12 protein-coding genes, 2 tRNA genes, 3 rRNA genes and 1 pseudogene are annotated in these 19,246 nt (G+C 62.4%); 8 read left to right on the top strand and 10 right to left on the bottom strand.

The window, feature by feature from the left end:
* Nucleotide 1: 1 nt before the first annotated feature.
* The 4 genes from U5914_RS15295 to U5914_RS15280 are packed head-to-tail and all read left to right on the top strand — an operon-like array spanning nucleotide 2 to nucleotide 3,788.
* Nucleotides 2-1,225 carry a branched-chain amino acid ABC transporter permease gene (locus tag U5914_RS15295; RefSeq protein ID WP_336136612.1) on the top strand — a complete coding sequence of 408 codons (1,224 nt, stop codon included), beginning with the start codon at nucleotides 2-4 and terminating at the stop codon, nucleotides 1,223-1,225.
* A complete protein-coding gene (locus U5914_RS15290) occupies nucleotides 1,222-2,013 on the top strand; it encodes an ABC transporter ATP-binding protein (protein WP_336136611.1) in 792 nt (263 codons plus the stop codon). Before U5914_RS15295 ends, U5914_RS15290 begins: the two co-directional genes overlap by 4 nt.
* Complete coding sequence (locus U5914_RS15285) at nucleotides 2,010-2,789, top strand: ABC transporter ATP-binding protein (protein WP_336136610.1); 780 nt, start codon at nucleotides 2,010-2,012, stop codon at nucleotides 2,787-2,789. Before U5914_RS15290 ends, U5914_RS15285 begins: the two co-directional genes overlap by 4 nt.
* 57 nt (nucleotides 2,790-2,846) lie before the next feature.
* Complete coding sequence (locus U5914_RS15280; protein ID WP_336136609.1) at nucleotides 2,847-3,788, top strand: hypothetical protein; 942 nt, start codon at nucleotides 2,847-2,849, stop codon at nucleotides 3,786-3,788.
* A gap of 267 nt (nucleotides 3,789-4,055) precedes the next feature.
* On the opposite strand, the gene U5914_RS15275 is transcribed toward U5914_RS15280, so the two are convergent.
* The 7 genes from U5914_RS15275 to U5914_RS15245 form a co-directional block, all read right to left on the bottom strand.
* Nucleotides 4,056-4,131, bottom strand: a tRNA-Cys gene (locus tag U5914_RS15275).
* A gap of 50 nt (nucleotides 4,132-4,181) precedes the next feature.
* Nucleotides 4,182-5,366, bottom strand: a complete 1,185-nt coding sequence (locus U5914_RS15270) for an acyl-CoA dehydrogenase family protein (protein ID WP_336136608.1) — start codon at nucleotides 5,364-5,366, stop codon at nucleotides 4,182-4,184.
* Nucleotides 5,367-5,531: 165 nt separating this feature from the next.
* Nucleotides 5,532-5,653 (bottom strand): 5S ribosomal RNA (gene rrf, locus U5914_RS15265).
* Between the two features lie 109 nt (nucleotides 5,654-5,762).
* Nucleotides 5,763-8,680, bottom strand: a 23S ribosomal RNA gene (locus U5914_RS15260).
* 200 nt (nucleotides 8,681-8,880) lie between these two features.
* Nucleotides 8,881-8,952, bottom strand: a tRNA-Ala gene (locus U5914_RS15255).
* Nucleotides 8,953-9,056: 104 nt separating this feature from the next.
* A 16S ribosomal RNA gene (locus U5914_RS15250) occupies nucleotides 9,057-10,522 on the bottom strand.
* The 16S, 23S and 5S rRNA genes sit together here with 1 tRNA gene alongside, the layout of an rRNA operon.
* A gap of 948 nt (nucleotides 10,523-11,470) precedes the next feature.
* Nucleotides 11,471-11,791, bottom strand: a complete 321-nt coding sequence (locus tag U5914_RS15245; RefSeq protein ID WP_336136607.1) for a non-histone chromosomal MC1 family protein — start codon at nucleotides 11,789-11,791, stop codon at nucleotides 11,471-11,473.
* Between the two features lie 239 nt (nucleotides 11,792-12,030).
* On the opposite strand from U5914_RS15245, the gene U5914_RS15240 reads away from it, so the two are divergent.
* Together U5914_RS15240 and U5914_RS15235 are read left to right on the top strand one after the other, a co-directional pair.
* On the top strand, nucleotides 12,031-12,228 hold the full coding sequence (locus U5914_RS15240) for a hypothetical protein (protein WP_178291632.1): 198 nt from the start codon (nucleotides 12,031-12,033) through the stop codon (nucleotides 12,226-12,228).
* Between the two features lie 48 nt (nucleotides 12,229-12,276).
* Nucleotides 12,277-13,329, top strand: a complete 1,053-nt coding sequence (locus U5914_RS15235) for a quinone-dependent dihydroorotate dehydrogenase (RefSeq protein WP_336136606.1) — start codon at nucleotides 12,277-12,279, stop codon at nucleotides 13,327-13,329.
* Between the two features lie 146 nt (nucleotides 13,330-13,475).
* Here the strand turns inward: U5914_RS15235 and gnd are convergent, their stop codons facing one another.
* Nucleotides 13,476-14,372, bottom strand: coding sequence for a phosphogluconate dehydrogenase (NAD(+)-dependent, decarboxylating) (gene gnd / locus U5914_RS15230; RefSeq protein ID WP_336136605.1), 897 nt, complete (start codon nucleotides 14,370-14,372; stop codon nucleotides 13,476-13,478).
* Between the two features lie 321 nt (nucleotides 14,373-14,693).
* Here gnd and U5914_RS15225 point away from each other — a divergent pair, with 321 nt between their 5' ends.
* Complete coding sequence (locus U5914_RS15225) at nucleotides 14,694-17,312, top strand: valine--tRNA ligase (protein ID WP_336136604.1); 2,619 nt, start codon at nucleotides 14,694-14,696, stop codon at nucleotides 17,310-17,312.
* Between the two features lie 5 nt (nucleotides 17,313-17,317).
* Here U5914_RS15225 and radA read toward each other — a convergent pair whose 3' ends face one another.
* Both radA and pspAB read right to left on the bottom strand, forming a co-directional pair.
* Complete coding sequence (radA, locus tag U5914_RS15220; RefSeq protein WP_336136603.1) at nucleotides 17,318-18,349, bottom strand: DNA repair and recombination protein RadA; 1,032 nt, start codon at nucleotides 18,347-18,349, stop codon at nucleotides 17,318-17,320.
* Between the two features lie 116 nt (nucleotides 18,350-18,465).
* Nucleotides 18,466-19,068: a PspA-associated protein PspAB gene (gene pspAB, locus U5914_RS15215; protein WP_336136602.1), complete on the bottom strand. Its 603-nt coding sequence runs from the start codon at nucleotides 19,066-19,068 to the stop codon at nucleotides 18,466-18,468.
* Between the two features lie 97 nt (nucleotides 19,069-19,165).
* Here pspAB and U5914_RS16920 point away from each other — a divergent pair.
* Nucleotides 19,166-19,246 (top strand): annotated as a pseudogene (locus U5914_RS16920) (IS6 family transposase); the annotation flags it as partial.

The following is a 19,246-nucleotide window of genomic DNA, read 5'->3' as shown; positions in this document are numbered from 1 at the left end:
CATGGCAACGAAAACCCCCTTCGAAGGCGACGTCCAACAGCGTCGCCGCGAGGCAGTCAAGGAAAAGCTCCAGTTCAGCGAGATGGCGCTGCGGCACAAGCTCGGCGTGTTCGGGCTGGTGGCCCTCGGGCTTTTGCCCACCGTGCTCAAGCCGCTGGAGCTGAGCGAGTTCACGTACGTCCTGTTCCTGATGATGTTCGCGATGAGCTGGGACGTCGTCTCCGGCTACACCGGCCAGCTCAGCTTCGGCCACGCGTTCTTCTTCGCCCTCGGCGGCTACGGAACGTCCGTGCTGACCTCACAGCACGGCCTGCCGGTCCTGCTCGGTATCGTCCTCGCGACGGTACTGGCCGCCATCGGCGGCGTCCTCATCGGCGTCCCCGCACTCCGGCTCTCCGGGCCGTACCTCTCGCTGGTGACGCTTATCGCGCCGCTGTTGCTCTATCAGTCCTTCATCCTCTTCAGCGAGGAGACGTTCTTAGCGCCGGGCGGGCTGGGCGGCACCAGCGGCCTGACCGAACAGCCGCCACAACTCGTCGGGCTCAGTAGCGACGCGGTGATTCAGGTCGGCCAGTTCTGGATGAAGGAGGTCGGCAAGTACTACGTGGCCTTCATCGCCCTCCTCATCGTGCTGGGCGTCTGTTATGCGGTCACCCGCTCGTCGGCCGGGAGCGTCTTCACCGCGATTCGCGAGGACGAAGACGCCGTCCGCGCCTCGGGGCTCAACCCCGCGAAGTTCAAGATGTTCGCCTTCGTCCTGTCGGCGGCCGTCGGCGGGTTCGCCGGCGCCGTCTGGATGCACACCGGCGGCTTCCCCAACACGGAGAACCTCTTCGGCCCCGGCCGCATCGACGTGAGCATCAACGTCATCGTGATGGCGATTATCGGCGGCATGGGCACTATCGTCGGCGCCGTCGTGGGCGCGACGCTGTTCGCGTTCGCGGAGGTGTTCGTCAACGCGTTGACCTTCGAGGTGCCCGGACTCGGCATCCAGTTCGCCGACCTCTCGCCGCTGCCGACGTTCTTCTTCGCCATGCTCATCCTCGTGTTCATGCCCCGCGGGGTCGTCCCCGAGGGCATCGACCGCGGACGCCGGTACCTCGCTCGCTACCGTGGCGAGGAACCGCCCGAACCCCCCGGCAGCGAGGACAATACCGCCGGCGAAAGCATCGTCCAGAAGTACCGAAGCGAAATCGAGGACATCCTCGGACGTGATAGCCAATGAGCACCGACCAGGACCACCCATCCGACTTCGAGGAGAAACAGTACGGCCCCGACGACGGAATCCTCGTCGCGAACGACCTTCGCAAGGAGTTCGGCGGCCTCGTGGCCGTCGACGACCTCTCCTTTGCGGTCCAGGAGGGCGAAATCCTCGGCTTTATCGGCCCGAACGGCGCCGGCAAATCGACGACGTTCAACTGCGTCACCGGCACCTACCCGCCGACCGGCGGTACCGTCTACTTCAAGGGCCGGGACGTCACCGGCATCCCCGCCCACGACATGGTCAAAGAGGGGATGGCCCGGACCTTCCAGGACTTCGCGCCGCTGGAAGACCGGACTGTCGTCAAGAACGTCGAAATCGCGCTGGCGCCCGACAAACTCTTCACCCTCGCCGGCGTCGGCGGCGAAACCGAGGCGCTGGCCGAGGAGATCTGTCGCCGGGTCGGCCTCGGGGCGGAACTCGACCAGACGCCATCCGAGTTGCCCCACGCCGGCATGCTGAAACTGGAAATCGCACGCGCTATCGCGACCCAGCCGGACGTGATGCTCGTCGACGAACCCTTTGCCGGCCTCTCCGGACCGGAGGTCGAGGAGCTCTCGGCGGTCCTCGAATCCCTCCGGCAACACGGCATGACGCTCATCGTCGTCGACCACAACATGCACGGCCTGCTCAATCTCATCGACCGCGCCTTCGTCATCCAGTTCGGCGCGAAGATCGCCGAGGGTGAACCCGACGAAATCAAGAACGACCCGAAGGTGCAGGAAGCCTACCTCGGAGGTGACGAGATATGAGCGCCGACGAATTCGAGTTCGAGACCAGCGACGCCGGGACGGATACCGGCAGCACGGGCGCGAAGTCGCGCCAGACCGTCCTCGAAACCGAGGACCTAGCCGTCTCCTACGGCAAAGTTCAGGCGCTTCGCGGCATCGACGTCACGATTCGGGAAGGCGAGATCGTCTCGCTTATCGGCCCGAACGGCGCCGGAAAGACCACCTTCGCCAACACCATCTCCGGGTTCCTCGAGTACGAGGGCAGCGCCCGCTACCGCGACCGGGAGGTCGCCCGAGTCGGGCAGAAGGGCCTCGTCGAACAGGGCATGATTCACTGCACCGAGGAACGGGACCTCTTCGGCTACATGGACGTCGAGGACAACCTCGAGTTGGGCGGCTACCTGCAGGACGACGCCATCATCGAGGAGCGCAAGGAGTTCGTCTACGACCTGTTCCCCCGCCTCGACGAGCGCCGCGAGCAGAACGCCCGCTCGATGTCCGGCGGCGAACAGCAGATGCTCGCCATCGGCCGCGCGCTGATGGGCGACCCCGACCTGCTCATCCTCGACGAGCCGACCATCGGGCTGGCGCCCGTCATTCTCAAGGACATCGCACAGGCGCTTGACCCGATTCAGGAGCGCGGCGTCACCATCCTGCTGACCGAGCAGAACGTCACGTTCGCGCTGAAACACGCCGACCGGATGTACCTGCTCGAGAACGGCGAAGCCGTCCGCGAGGGCACGCCCGAGGAACTCAAAGGCGACGACTACATCCGCGAGTCCTACCTCGGCGGGTAACGCCCGAAAGCAACCACGACACGCCCAGTGTATCAGACCCACGAGAAGACCACCACGATGCGACTCACAACCGCCGCCCTCCTGGTTGCCCTTTGCTGTCTCTCGGTTGCCGCCCTCGCCGGCGGCGCCAGCGCCGGCCACGGCAGCGACAACACCAACTTCACGGCGAGTCCGGAGGACCGCGACCCCGGCGCCAGCAACGTCAGCTACAGCTTCAACGTCGAGTTGACCGACACCATCGACCGCCATCCCGCCATCGCCCGTCCCGAACGCATGGTCTTCGCTCTCCCGGAAGCGACTCTCGAGACCTGTGAAGGCGAGGACGGCACGTTCACCTCGACGACACACTACGAACTGTACGTCAAGCAGGCCACCGAGGACGGCTACCAGCGGGTCGACTACGAGGTCGATGCCGTCGGCTGGGACGGGGACGCCGTCGAGTTCCGGTTCGATTACAGCGAAAACGACGACCCGCCCGAATACGCGATCGACGACGTCCTCGTTCTCGAACTCGACAGTTGTGTCGTCAATCCCGACACCGAAGACTGGTATCAGGCGGCCGTCTACGCCGAAGGCAAGTCCCGGACCGGTGACAACGTCACGTTCGGACCCACAGCCTCACACTACTTCGCCATCTGCGAGGGCTGTGAGAGCGATGCCGACGGCGAACGCCGACTCGGCCGGCCACCATCTGCGACGCCGACACCGACCGCGACGCCAACAGCAACACCGACGCTGACGCCATCTCCGTCGCCGACGGCCACCGAAACGGCCACCGCGACACCGGCGCCGACCGCGACGCCGACGGCCACTCCCACACCGACCGCTACTGCAACGCCGGCGGACCACAACGAGGAGCAGACTTCGACCGAAACCGACGACCGTGAGAACGAACCACCCATCGACCCCGACGTCTTCGGGATGGGCCCCTTCGCCGTCGTCGGAGCCGTGGCCGGCCTCTCCATCACGCTGGCCGCACTCGGCGCGAGGAAGCTCTAAGAGAAGCCGTCATCTGGAGAAGCATCTTCCGTGTTCGAATCAGGGGGTTATCGTCCAAGTTCTCCTTTGGACGCGGGTGGGTGCGTGTCGTCAACAGGGAACTCGCTGTGACAGTTGGTTGCCGGCGACGGCTATGATGCCTCCACGAAGATGCCGTCGGTTCACTGTGGTTCTCGTCGAGTGTGGGCCCGCCTCGGGGGACCAATCGGAGCATCTAGCTCTTGGGGTGAGTGCAGCGGCTCAGAACGGTAGAATATGAGAGAGATAAGCCAAGGGCCGGATTTGAACCGGCGTATAGCTGCTCTGCAGGCAACCGCGTAAGGCCAGACTCTGCCACCTTGGCGCAGTTCGGAATAGCGGTGTTGGCGGTTTAAGCGTAGCGGTCCCGCACAGTCAGTAACTCCGCGGGAGGCCGAGGGTGTGTTCGGCGACGTGGTTCCGCATCATCTCGGTCGAACCGGGGGCGACCTTGCCCAGTCGAGAGCCCTTCCACATCTCGATGACCGTGTACTCCCGGGAGAAGCCGTTCCCGCCGTGGGTCTGGACCGCGACGTCGGTCGCGTCGTGGCCGACCTCCGTCGCCCGAAGCTTCGCCATATTCGAGACTTCGGCGGTCCGCTTCGGGTCCGACTCGTTGTCGACCATCCACGCAGCCTTCCGAACGAGCAGGCCGGCCGACTGCAGTTTCGCCCACGAATCCGCGATGGGATGCTGGATGCCCTGATGAGCACCGATAGGCTGGTCGAAGACCTCCCGCTCGTTGGCGTACTCGACCGCACGGTCGATGGCGCACTTGCCGACGCCGATAGCACCCGAGGCACCGAGCAGTCGCTCGGGGTTGACCGTATCGAACAGCTGGTACAGCCCCATGCCCTTCGTCCCGATGATGTCGTCCTCGTGGGCGCGGTAGCCGTCGATGGAGAGTTCGAACTGCTTTTCGGGCGTCGGGATACCGACGTCGAGTTCGCGGCGCTCGATATTGGGGTCGTCCGGGTCGACGAGGAACAGGGTTATCCCCTGCATCTTCGCGGATTCGTCCTTCGGTGCAGTTCTGGCGACCAGCAGCATCCGGTCGGCCACGTCGACGCCGGAGATCCACTGTTTCGTTCCGTCGATGACGAACTCCTCGCCGTCTTGTTCCGCGAACGTATCCATGTTCGGCGCGTTGTGGCCCGCGTCGGGTTCGGTCAGCGCCATCGCGAAGTTCACGTCACCGTCACAGATACCCGGCAACCACTCCTCCTTCTGTTCTTCGCTGCCGTTCTCGGTCAGCGTGATGCCGCCGAAGCAGACGTTGACCACGAACAGCATCTCCGCGCCCAAACAGCCGTTCGCACACAACTCCTCGACGATCGCCGACAGCTCCCAGAAACCCATCCCCTCGCCGCCGTACTCCTGCGGGATGGCCGCACCGAGGAAGCCGGCCTCCGCACAGTCGTTCCAGAACTCGGTCGGCTCCTTGCCCTCCGAAACCTTGAGGAAGTACTCGTCGTCGTAATCCGAGGCGATATCCCGGGCCGTCTCCCGAATCATCTCCAGTTCCTGACTTTCTTCGAACCCTGCGGGGGCGTCCGTCATAGGCGTTCTCTAGCACTACGATTACTTAAACTATGCAACTAACCACACACGTAGAGTTTATCGGGGTGGCGAACGCGCTTCGACGAACGCGGATACAGCGCTGCCGCTCTTCAATAAATGACAAAAACCCACACCCAGCGGATGCTGAGTGTGGGTTGAATGAATGGTAGGCGGCGAACCGGTTTTCCCAGAGGCTCGCGCACTCCAGTACTCGTCGGAACGCTGGCGGGCTTATCTTCCGTGTTCGGGATGGGTACGGGAGTCGCCCCGCCGCTATGGCCGCCTTAACGCCGGCTCGTGGAATCGAACCACGATATGTGTCCAACACCGGTGGTCAATACCGTATGTACGTGCGATCCAGTTTGCGCCCGGACCCGTTTCAGCGGGCGGAGCAATGAATGGTGGCTTCGATCTGTTAGTTCTCGCGGACTAAACGCCTCGTTGCCTCGGCGCGTACATCCCGAGTCTATCGAACTCGTCTTCTACGAGTGATCTCGACGATGCTTCTTTTCCAGGTGGGTTTCCGGCTTAGATGCGTTCAGCCGTTACCCCGTGGTGCGTAGCCGCCCGGCAGCGCCCTCTCGGACGACCGGTAAACCAGTGGCACCCAACCGTAGTTCCTCTCGTACTATACGGTCGTTCCTGTCAAGCATCATGACACCCCCAATAGATAGCAGCCGACCTGTCTCACGACGGTCTAAACCCAGCTCACGACCTCCTTTAATAGGCGAACAACCTCACCCTTGCCCGCTTCTGCACGGGCAGGATGGAGGGAACCGACATCGAGGTAGCAAGCCACTCGGTCGATATGTGCTCTTGCGAGTGACGACTCTGTTATCCCTAGGGTAGCTTTTCTGTCATCAATGGCCCGCATCGGGCAGGCTCATTGGTTCGCTAGACCACGCTTTCGCGTCAGCGTTCCTCGTTGGGAAGAACACTGTCAATCCATCTTTTGCTCTTGCACTCTTCGTCGGATCTCCGTCCCGACTGAGATGGACTTAGGGCGCGCTCGATATCTTTTCGAGCGCGTACCGCCCCAGTCAAACTGCCCGGCTATCGGTGTCCTCCTCCCGGAGTGAGGGTCACAGTCACTGACGGGTAGTATTTCACGGTTGACTCGGCGACGTGCTGGCGCACGCACCTGTGTAACGTCTCCTACCTATCCTGCACATCAGCGACCATGTCCCAGCGACAGCCTGCAGTAAAGCTCCATAGGGTCTTCGCTTCCCCTTGGGGGTCTCCAGACTCCGCACTGGAACGTATAGTTCACCGGGCCCAACGTTGGGACAGCGACGCTCTCGTTAATCCATTCATGCAAGCCGCTACTGAAGCGGCAAGGTACTACGCTACCTTAAGAGGGTCATAGTTACCCCCGCCGTTAACGGGTCCTTCGTCCCATTGTACTGGGTGTTCAGATACCCGCACTGGGCAGGATTCAGTGACCGTACGAGTCCTTTCGGATTTGCGGTCACCTATGTTGTTACTAGACAGTCGGAGCGTCCTAGTCACTGCGACCTGCCTCTTTCCGAGGCAGGCACCCCTTATCGCGAACTTACGGGGCCAGATTGCCGAATTCCCTAACGTCGGTTGTTCCCGACAGGCCTTGCCTTTCGCCGGCATGAGCACCTGTGTCGGATCTCGGTACGGACGTCATACTTGCCTTTTCACGGGCCCTAGGTTGAACCGACTTGCGCTATCCTGCCGTTCGTCCGCTTCGTGCCATTACGGCTTCCACGGATTTTGACAGTTGGACCGGGCGAAAGCCCGGCTCGGTCGACCCCAAGGCGTTGGCGTTGAGTGTATGACGGCGCTGGAATATTAACCAGCTTCCCATTTGATCCGCTCGAATTGCGACGGATCTTAGGACCGGCTAACCCTCGGCTGACGAACATTGCCGAGGAACCCTTGCTCATTAGGCCGTCGGGATTCGCACCCGACTATCGCTGCTACTGTAACCAGGATTTTCTTCACCAATCGGTCCACTCGAACTCTCGTCCGAGCTTCCACCCAATCGGAGTGCCGACCTACGGAAACACGCGGTCAAGCGTGTCGCCGGGTCTCGGTGGTAGACTTGAGCCCCGATCATTTTGGGCGCCCCAAACCTCGGCCGGTAAGCTGTTACGCTTTTCTTAGAGGGTAGCTGCTTCTAAGCTCACCTCCCGGCTGTCTAAGGCTCGGGACCACCTTCAATCGCACTTAGTCTACACTTTGGGACCTTAACCCAGCTCTGGGTTGTCTCCCTCACGCTGCACAGGCTTACCCCGCACAGCGGACTCCCTGCGTCCACAGCGTCCGTGAGTTCGGAGTTTGACAGGAGGTCCGACCCCTCTCGGGGGCGGGGCCTCCAATCAGTCTCTCTACCCCACAGACTACCTCGGCAGAGGTCATGCTTCGACATGTTTCGGTCGGAACCAGCTGTTTCCGGGTTCGATGGGCCTTTCACCCCTAAACATGGATTACGAGAGGGTATTGTAGGACACCAACTCTAACAGGCCTCCACGTAGCTTTCGCCACGCTTCACCTTATCCACGCTTAGATCACCCGGTTTCGGGTCGTGTCAGTTTGACTCCCCGCGCTTGAACACGGCGGCCCTAGTGCAAAGCACTGCGGCCATGTCGGTTTCCCTACGCCTTCCCCGATAAACGGGTTAGACTCGCCAAACAAACACACTCCCTGGTTCGTTTTTCAAAACGTACGATGAGACACCGGCTTCCCTTAGGTCCTACTGGAGGTTCGCACCTCGGTCGTTTTCCAAGGGACCTTTTGTGCCCCATCGCTCTATCGCCACCTGATTTCAAGCCCTATTGCACCTCCCTTCTCGGGGTGCTTTTCAGCGTTCGCTCACGCTACTTGTTCACTATCGGTCTCAGGACGTATTTAGTCTTAGCAGACGATGTCTGCCATATTCACGAGGGATTTCCAACCCCCGATACTCTGGAGCTGACGCACGACGTACTAGTTCCTGATACGGGGTTATCACCCTGTATCACGCTCCGTTCCAGAAGACTTCTCAGAAACGTTCCGTCGATGAGAGTCAGTCCGAACACCACATTGCCCGAAGGCTTCGGTTTGGACTGGGTCGCGTTCACTCGCGGTTACTAACGACATCGCATTCGCTTTCTTTTCCTGCCCCTACTAAGATGTTTCAATCCGGGGCGTTCCCCATTGCGCAAAGCAATTGCTATGAGGATTCCTATTAGGAGATCCCAAGTTCTTCGCCTCCGTGCGGCTCCCTTGGGCTTATCGCAGCTTGGCACGTCCTTCGTCGGCGCCTGAGCCGAGCTATCCACCAGGTGGCACAGTAGCCACGATGATCGCTCCTGCAACCCGATGAAACGGGTCCAGTGAGCGCCTGGATCGCACGTACACACGGTCTCATACACAAGCCAGTCGACTGCTGGCTGTGTCCACCCTTCCCACTCACGCTTGCGCGGAGTGGTGCATCGGTTCTTCGTACCCAGACGAATCACCGTTTCCCACTTAAGGGACACGGTTCGAAGTCGGGTACGTGAGATGGACCCACTGGGATTCGAACCCAGGGCATCCTCCTTGCAAAGGAGGCACTCTACCACTGAGCTATGGGCCCGACCATTAGCCCTGGCAGTTCAAAGGTGCTCGGTCGGCCACGGTCGACGAACGACGATAGACACGCCAAAGGTGGGTTGGGGCTACGCCCCAATCCCGATCGTTAGGAGGTGATCCAGCCGCAGATTCCCCTACGGCTACCTTGTTACGACTTAAGCCCCCTTGCGGAGCCCAGATTCGACCTGGGAACCAGGCCTCATCCGGACCCCACTCGGGTGCTTTGACGGGCGGTGTGTGCAAGGAGCAGGGACGTATTCACCGCGCGCTTGTGACACGCGATTACTACCGAATCCAGCTTCATGTGGGCGAATTTCAGCCCACAATCCGAACTACGACCAAGTTTAGGAGATTAGCTCCACCTCTCGGTGTCGCATCCCATTGTCTTGGCCATTGTAGCCCGCGTGTAGCCCAGCTCATTCGGGGCATACTGACCTACCGTTGCCCGTTCCTTCCTCCGTCTTAGCGACGGCAGTCCCCCTAGTGTACCCAGCCATCGCGAGATGCTGCTGGCAACTAGAGGTGCGGGTCTCGCTCGTTGCCTGACTTAACAGGACGCCTCACGGTACGAGCTGACGGCGGCCATGCACCTCCTCTCAGCAGCTCGAATAAGGTCATCAACCTGATCGTCATTACTGCTGTCGGAGCTGGTGAGATGTCCGGCGTTGAGTCCAATTAAACCGCAGGCTCCTCCGGTTGTAGTGCTCCCCCGCCAATTCCTTTAAGTTTCATCCTTGCAGACGTACTTCCCAGGCGGCTCGCTTCACGGCTTCCCTACGGCACAGCACAGGCTCGTAGCCTGTGCCACACCTAGCGAGCATCGTTTACGGCTAGGACTACCCGGGTATCTAATCCGGTTCGAGACCCTAGCTTTCGTCCCTCACTGTCGGATCCGTCCTTCCGAGGTGCTTTCGCCATCGGTGGTCCGTCCAGGATTACGGGATTTCACTCCTACCCCAGACGTACCCCTCGGATCTTCCGGTCCCAAGCCGCACAGTTTTCGCCGGACGCCCACACGTTAAGCGCGTGGATTTCCCGACGAACTTGCGCGGCCAGCTACGGACGCTTTAGGCCCAATAATATCGGCCATCACTTGGGCTGCCGGTGTTACCGCGGCGGCTGGCACCGGTCTTGCCCAGCCCTTGTTCCTGAACCACCTTACGGTTCAGAAAAGCGAGGGCTCTATGCCCTCGCACTCGGTGTCCCCCTATCGCACTAGCGTGCAGTGTAAAGGTTTCGCGCCTGCTGCGCCCCGTAGGGCCCGGACTCGTGTCTCAGAGTCCGTCTCCGGGCTCTCACTCTCATGACCCGTACCGATTATCGGCACGGTGGGCCGTTACCCCACCGTCTACCTAATCGGCCGCAGCCACATCCTATGGCGCCGGAGCGTTTCGCACATCCGCCAGTTCCAGGCTGGATGTACTATCCAGGATTAGCCTCAGTTTCCCGAGGTTATCCCAGTCCATAGGGCAGTTTGGCCACGTGTTACTGAGCAGTTTGCTACGTTAGACGTACAACTCGCATGGCTAAATCGGACACCGATAGCAATGGCCTCCGGCAGGATCAACCGGAATGTGTTCCCCGAACCTGATTCCCGGCTCGGGGAGGGTTGGCGGGAACACACCCAGTGGGTGTGTTACCAATCAATTGTCTATCGGCGTTCGGCGACGCTCGGACCGACCGAGTGTCACCGAACTGCCAGGGCTAACATCAGATCCCATCTATACGGCGGACCGCAGGGGTGGAATCCTCATTTCCTTCGGACCTAATTGTCTTCCGCGATAGGTCATAAACCCACCGGATTTCGTTCGGTCCGTGAGTGAGTTCGGGTTCGAACCGAACTCAACCACATCGTATCTTTTCCAACCACCCTTATACACATAAGGGCGTCGGAACGGAGGCGGGTTCGGGCCGACCCCGAACCGCCCTTCACACTTCAACTCGAATGCCCTATCACACTTAAGGGCATCGGAGTTAGGTCGTCGCCGGAATGCGATTCCGCACCGACCTTCGTACTTCAATTCAAACACCCTGTTACACTTAAGGGCGTCGAATCGAAGGCCGCCCGACCCGTCGCCGAGTCGAGCTTCGTGCTCCGTTCCGAACACCCCCTTGCGGGGAAGGGCGTCGGAAACGAGACGACCCAGAGGGCCATCCCGTCCGGGGCGTCGCGCCCCGCGTTGATTGCATTCGTTCCGATGGGAGTGTTGCCCTTAAGCCCGTCGAAGTGAACCGCCTGCGTCACGCGATTTCATGCCGCTCGAACCGTGTGAGTACGAAACACGGAACTGAGTATCGTACCGGTTCATTCCGTGCTACTCGTTCGCGCGCGCCTATCAACTCTCCAACAGAAGTATCTATCAGGATACGTATGAGATGTTGCGCGGGTGGAAAACGACTCCTCATTCGTGCGCGCATACGCGTGGTCGGAGTCGGGTGAGAGCCGCGCGGATACTGGTAGCTACCGAGCGTTCAAAGCCGTTCGGAAAAACGAAGCGATGGGGAACCCAAGCGCGGGCCGGTCAGATCTCGTCGAGATGCTCGATGCCCTGCTTGGAGACGTTCGCCTCCGTGATGGTATCCTGTTCTTCGAGCCACTCCGGAGCGTCTTCGGGGGCGTCCTCCTCCCATGCCCACCCCTCATAGATGTGGACCTTCTTTGTGCCCTTCTCTCGGAGCCGCAGTTCCTTGTGTTCGGCGTGCTGTTCGGTGTCCGCGGGGTCGAGTCGACGAGCCGCTTTCAGCGCGGCTTGCCGCGGCGTTCGTCCCGAAAAGACGCTCGATTCGTTGCCGGTCTGGTCGCGGAGTGCGAAGTTCCGCGTGTCATCGTCGTCACGTGCCATGGTTTGTACTCCTCCGTGTGACGTCTGCACACACTCTGATATAAATATATCCCCCGTTCCGGCGGTTTCGGCCGTTTCTTTTATAAATGAAGAGTCTGCCGTCGGCGAAAAACCGGGCCCTAACGGCCGTCGAACCGCCGCTTTCACCCCGTTCGTCGCCTCGCGCGCACCGCGGAACGCCACATCGCGCGCACGGTACACTTATGTATCTCGTGTGGCGAACGACCCAACACAACGCGATGGTGCGAAAGAAGAAGCTCAGCCCGAGTGGCGCCAAAGACGAGGACGGCGAGTACCACAACGTACACGTCAACCTCCACGAGGACGAACTCGCCGTCGCGGGCATGGAGATCGGCGACGAGGTGTTCGTCCGCGTTCGCGACGGGAAGATCATCATCCAGAAGGCCGACCCGGAGGACGTCGAACACGAGTTTTAGAGCTATCAGACCGCGGTCCTTAAGCGCGCTCGAAAGCCCACTACGGTAATGAGACTCTACGACCTCGCCAAGCCGCTTTTGTTCCAACTCGACGCCGAAACCGCCCACCGGTCGGTCCACGAACTCCTCGGGGCCGTTCAGGATACCCCTCTCGAGCGAACCCTCGCGGACTACTACACCGTCGTCGACGCCCGCCTCCGCGTCGAGGCCTTCGACCAGACGTTCCCGAACCCCGTCGGCGTCGCCGCGGGGTTCGACAAGAACGCCGAGATTCCGAACGCGCTCGCGGCGCTGGGCTTCGGCCACGTCGAGGTCGGCGGCGTCACCGCCGAACCACAGGCCGGCAACCCCCGTCCCCGGATGTTCCGACTGCCGGAAGACCGCGCGCTCATCAACCGGATGGGCTTCAACAACGACGGTGCCGACGTCATCGGCGAACGCCTCGCGGCCACCGACTGCAAGGTCCCCCTCGGCGTCAACATCGGCAAGTCGAAATCCGCACCGAACGACGAGGCCGAGGACGACTACCGCTACACCTTCGAACGCGTGCGCGAGGGCGGCGACTACTTCGTCGTCAACGTCTCCTCGCCGAACACCCCCGGCCTCCGGGAACTCCAGCAGCGTGACCGACTCGAATCCATCCTCGGAACCCTTCAGGACGCCGGGGCCTCGCCCCTCCTCGTCAAACTCTCGCCGAACCTCACCGACGCCGCCATCGAGGACGCCCTCGAGGTCGTCGACGAACTCGGTCTGGACGGCGTCATCGCCACGAACACCTCTACCGACCGGCCGGCGAACCTGCAGGGCGAGGCGGCCGACGAGAAGGGTGGCCTCTCGGGCAAGCCCATCGAGCAGGAGGCGACGAGCATGGTCCGGTTCGTCGCCGAACGCACCGACAAGCCCGTCGTCGGTGTCGGCGGTATCTCCGACGCGGAGGGCGCCTACGAGAAGATCCGCAACGGCGCCAGCGTCGTCCAGCTCTACACCGGCCTCATTTACGAGGGGCCGTCGCTGGCCCGCGACATCAACGAGGGCCTCCTCGAACTGCTCGAACGCGACGGTTTCGACTCCATCGAAGACGCCATCGGCGCGGATCTCTAACGCGGCCGTCTACGCTCGACGACGGCCATACGAGCCGGCAAAACCGTCGTTCGAGTCGAAACGAAGGGCAGAATTCAATATGAGTGACTCGGCGATAGGAAAGCGGAAGTGAACGGTTTCTAACGGCGCTTCGGTCGATTTTCCGTCTACCGACGCTTTACTTCGTGTCGACCGAAGCCGTAGCGGAGTCGGTTGGCCAGTCGGCGGGAGAACTTGCCGTCCTCGACGCGGGAGTCGAACCGCTCGCCCAATGCCTCGTAGATGAGCGGCACCGACACCTCCTGTTCGAGGGCCTCCTGTACGGTCCACGTACCCGTCGACCCGCCAGCGATGTGGTCGTCGACGTCCCCGAGGTCGTTGCCCTCCTCGCGGAAGGCCTCCTCGCAGAGTTCGAGCAGCCACGACCGGATGACGGCGCCGTTGTTCCACGTGCGCGCGATGGACTCCATGTCGAGGTCGTAGCGGCCCTCCGAGAGGAGTTCGAAGCCCTCGCCGTAGGCCTGCATCAGCGCGTACTCGACGCCGTTGTGGACCATCTTCACGTAGTGGCCCGACCCCGAGGCACCCATGTGGTCGTGGCCCTGCGGCCCGGTCGCGACGGCATCGAAGACCGGCACCATCGCCTCGTAGGCCCATTCGGGCCCGCCGACCATCAGCGAGAAGCCGAGTTCGGCGCCGGCGGGGCCGCCCGAGGTCCCGCAGTCGAGGTAGGCCGCATCGAGGGCTTCGGCGCGTTCGACCGACCGCTCGAAGTGGGAGTTGCCGCCGTCGACGACGACGTCATCGGCGTCGAGCAGGGGGTCGAGGTCGTCCAGCGTCGCGTCGACGGCATCGCCAGCGGGGACCATCAACCAGATGCGCTTTTCGTCGGGGAGTCTGTCGACGAGGTCCTCGATGGAGTCGGCGGGAGTCGCGCCCGCCTCGGCCGCCTCGGCGACCGCTTCCGAATCGAGGTCGAAGGCAACGACCTCGTGGCCGTCTTCGAGCACGCGGTCGACGACGATACGCCCCATCCGGCCGAGTCCGATAACGCCGAGTTGCATGGTTGGTCATCTCGGTGCCCGCAAGTGAGGGTTGTGATTCGGCCGTCCCACCTGAGACGTGGACGGCTCATACATAGCCGGAGAGACCGCCAACAACTGCGATGACGCCCGGTCGGGCTGTGGGGCGGCGCTTCGGGGCGACCGACCCTGAACGCCCGGCGTCGGTCACGGGACACGCCCTGTAAGCGAACTTTTATACCGGCAACAGCCAACTCAACGAGTATGCGCGCGACTCAGTCGGTAGTACGTGGGCTGTAACCGCGCCTTCCCTTTTAGGCGCACGAGCGAATCGCCTACCGACTGGTATACGCGACACAAACTATGAGCGAAGTTCCAGACGACTACGACCCCGACGAGGCCGAACAGAAATGGCGCGACCAGTGGCGGGACTCGGACGTCTACAGCTACGACGACGACCCCGAACGCCCCGATTACATCATCGACACGCCGCCGCCGTACCCGACCGGCAACCTCCACATCGGGAACGCACTCGGCTGGTGCTACATGGATTATGCCGCCCGGTATCACCGCCTGCAGGGCGACGACGTGCTCTTCCCGCAGGGGTGGGACTGCCACGGCCTCCCGACCGAGGTGAAAGTCGAGGAGAACCGCGGCATCCACCGAACCGACGTCTCCCGCGAACAGTTCCGCGAGTGGTGTATCGAACACACCCACGAGCAGATCGACGCGATGAAGGAGACGATGCACACCCTCGGGTTCTCCCAGGACTGGGACCACGAGTACCGGACCATGGACCCCGAATACTGGGGGGAGACCCAGCGCTCGTTCCTCGAGATGGCCGAGGACGACTACGTCTATCAGGACGAACATCCCGTCAACTGGTGTCCCCGCTGTGAGACCGCCATCGCGGACGCCGAGGTCGAAAACGAGGACCACGAGGGGACCCTCTACTACGTCACCTTCGACGGCCTCGACAACGACGACATTGAAATCGCGACCACTCGACCCGAACTACTCCCGGCCTGTGTCGCGATGGCCGTCGACCCCGACGACGAACGGTACGCCGACCGCGTCGGCGACACCTTCGAGGTCCCGCTGTTCGGTCAGGAGATCGAACTCATCGCCGACGACGACGTCGACGGCGAGTTCGGCACGGGCGCCGTCATGATCTGTACCTTCGGGGACAAACAGGACGTCGACTGGTGGGCCGAACACGATCTGGACCTCCGGCCGGTCGTCACCGAGGACGGCCACCTCAACGACCTCGCCGGCGAGTTCGAGGGCCTGACCATCGACGAAGCGAAAGACGAAATCGCCACCGCACTCGGAAAGTCCGGCCACCTCAACGACGAGCAACCGACCGAGCAGTCGGTCGGCCAGTGCTGGCGGTGTGACACGCCCATCGAGATCCTCTCGAAGGAACAGTGGTTCGTCGAGGTCAATCAGGACGAGATCCTCGAGACCGCCCGGGACATCAAGTGGTTCCCGGAGCACATGTACGACCGCCTCGAGGAGTGGACCGAGGGGATGGAGTGGGACTGGGTCATCTCCCGCCAGCGCGTCTTCGCGACGCCCATCCCGGCGTGGGAATGCGACGACTGCGGCCACGTCGAGATGGCCAGCCCCGACGAGGTTCCCATCGACCCCACCACGGAAGACCCCGAAATCGACGCCTGCCCCGAGTGTGGCGCCGAGTCGTGGACCGGCGAGACCGACGTGATGGACACGTGGATGGATTCGTCGATCTCGCCGATGTTCGTCGCCGGCTGGCCCGACGAAGCCTTCGAACCCGTCCAGTTGCGCGAGCAGGGCCACGACATCATCCGGACGTGGGCCTTCTACACCATCCTCCGGACGACCGCCGTCACCGGCGAGATTCCGTGGGAGGAGGCGCTCATCAACGGGATGGTCTTCGGCGAGGACGGCAACAAGATGTCCAAATCCCGCGGCAACTTCGTCCAGCCCGAGGAGGTCGTGGAGGAACACTCCGCCGACGCCTTCCGACAGGCGATGGCGCTGGGCGGCCAGCCCGGCACCGACATCCAGTTCCAGTGGAAGGAGGTCACCTCGGCCTCGCGGTTCCAGACCAAGCTCTGGAACATCACGAAGTTCGCCAGCGGCCACCTCGACGAGTCGACGCCCGACATCCATGACCCCGGCTACCGCGACGCCGACGCGTGGATTCTCGCGGAATGCGCCCGCGTCGCCGACAGCGTCGCCGAGGACATGGACGAGTACCGCTTCGACAGCGCGCTCCGGGAGGTTCGGGACTTCGTCTGGCACGACCTCGCCGACGACTACCTCGAACTCGTCAAGGGCCGCCTCTACGAGGGCCGCCCCGGCGAGAAACACGCCGCACAGCACGCCCTCTATACGGCGCTGACCGCCTCCCTGCGGATGCTCTCGCCCTTCGCGCCCTTTATCACCGAGGAAGCGTGGGACCACCTGCCGACCGACGGCAGCGTCCACAACGCCGACTGGCCCGACCCACCCGAGGTCGACGCCGAGGACGCCGACCGCGGCGAACTCGTCGCCGACGTCGCCGCGACGGTTCGCGGCTGGAAGTCCGACGAGGGCAAGCCGCTGAACGCCGAACTCGACCGCGTCGAGGTCTACCTCGACGAGGCGGTTCCGCTGGACACCTACGACCTCTCGGATACCGTCAACGGGCCGGTCTACGTCGAGGAGGGCGCCCCGAGCGTCGAGTTGGTGCCCGTCGACATCGACATCGAACACAGCGAACTCGGCCCCGTCTTCCGCGACAAGGCCGGCGCCGTGGTCGGCAAGCTCGAAGCCGCCGACCCCGCCGAACTGCAGGCCGAACTCGAAACCGAGGGACACATCGAGTTCGATATCGACGGCGAGACGGTGACCGTCGAACCTGAGATGTTCGATATCGTGGAGGAACAGCGCGCCGAAAGCGGCGAAGAGGTCGTTGTGCTCGAGGCCGGCGACGCGACGGTGCTGGTCTTCGAGTAAGTCGTCTATTCGGGCTTCAGCCCGTCGTTTTCGACGCGCATGACGGCCTCGCCGTCCGGAAGGTTCGGCGCGTCGACCAGTTTGACGATGCGCTTGTTCTGCTTGGACTTCTTGAGGTACATCCGGAAGGTGGACTTGTGGCCGAGGATGTTCCCGCCGATGGGCTTCGTCGGGTCGCCGAAGAAGGCGTCGGGGTTCGACTGGACCTGGTTGGTGACGACGACCGCGGAGTTGTAGAGGTTGCCGACCCGGTCGATGTCGTGGAGGTGCTTGTTGAGTTTCTGCTGTCGGTCGGCGAGTTCGCCACGGCCGACGTACTCCGCACGGAAGTGGGCGGTCAGCGAGTCGACACAGAGCAGGCGAACCGGGTAGTCGTCTTCCTCGTGTTCGGCGGCGATCTCCTGTGCCTTCTCGGCCAGCAGGATCTGGTGGTTGGAGTTGAACGCCTTGGCGACGTGGATCTTGTCGAGGAAGGACTGGACGAGTTCCTCCATGGCCTCCTCGTCGTCGAGTCCGCCCTCGATTTCGCGGTGTTCCATCGTCGACTCGATGACGTCGTCCGGGAGGCCGCGAACCATCTCGTCGATACGCTCGGGGCGGAAGGTGTCCTCGCTGTCGACGAAGATACAGCGGCCGTGGAGTCCACCGTCATCCTTCGGGAGTTGGACGTTAACCGCTAGTTGGTGGGTTATCTGGGACTTGCCGGCACCGAACTCGCCGTAGACCTCGGTGATAGACTGGGTCTCGACGCCGCCGCCGAGCATCTCGTCGATCTCGGGGATGAGGAATTCGAGTTTGCCGATCTGCTCGCGGCGCTCGAGAACGTCCGAGCCGGTCTCGAAGCCGCCGATGTCGGCGGCCTCGCGGGCGGCCTGAATGATGTCGCCGGCGTTCGATTCTCCCACACCCGCCTGCGAAAGCTCCGCAGGGCTGGCGACGGCGACGCTCTGATAGGAATCGAAGCCGTTCTCGCGAAGCTTGTCTGCGGTCGCGGGACCGACACCCGGGAGTTCTTCGAGGTCTGCGGTTGCTGCCATGGACGTACCTGTGGCCGCCCACTACATAAAGCCTCGTTAACACCCGAGTGAAAGTGAAACCGGAGGACGTGGGACGGTCGAATCTGACGACCGGCCGAAGGTTTAGGAAGGAAGGGTCAGTCCCACGGGTGGGTGTCGCCCTCGGGCCACATCGGATACCAGTAGGCGGTGTCGTCCTCGACGTCGAGTTCCCCGTCGAGGACGCTCTGGAGTTTGAACTCGACCTGCTGGTCCCGCGTTCGGCCGCCCGTCGGCACGAACGGGTAGTAGGCCCCTCGGCGGAACGAGTAGACCCAGTAGGCTATCGTGTCGTCCCGCTCGAAGGCGAAAAGCGCCGCAAGGAGCCGCGAGCCAAAGCCCGACTCGATGAGCGTGTCGGCCGCGAAGTGGATGCTCGTCACGAGGTTCTCGAAGTCCGAATCGTGGAGGACGACCCACTGGTAGCCGTGGGCGTCCTCGACGAAGTCGGCCGTCGTCCCCGTTTCCTCCTCGCCCAGTTCCAGTACAGCCTCTACTTCTGCGCGCGCGTCGCGGAACGCGGTGCTGTCGACGTCGCCGAAACACAGGGCGGCGTCGCCGGTCGACACGAAATCGAGGTCGGCCTCCATCGTGACGTACGCCGTGGACATCCCGAAGAGGTCCTCCGGGTCCGCATCCCGTGTCGCGTCGGCCTCCGCCCCCCAACCCAGCACCTGCCGAATCGTATCGAAAACACCCATTATCGACACTCCGGGCGGATGAGACTTATATACGGCGTCCATCGAACCGCCGGCGCTGTTAAGTTAAGAGCGAGGCGGTCGGTGTTTCGAGTGGTCTATGGTCGAAATCGACCGCCTCGACGGTGATACCGGCTGGATCGACTTAGCGTTTGTTGAGCGCGAGCGGACACCCCGCCAG

The sequence above is a fragment of the Natronomonas amylolytica genome (assembly GCF_037031205.1).
In the GTDB taxonomy this organism is placed as follows: domain Archaea; phylum Halobacteriota; class Halobacteria; order Halobacteriales; family Haloarculaceae; genus Natronomonas; species Natronomonas amylolytica.
The sequence above is the reverse complement of the archived record's forward strand: the minus strand, read 5'-3'. Positions and strand labels throughout refer to the sequence as shown.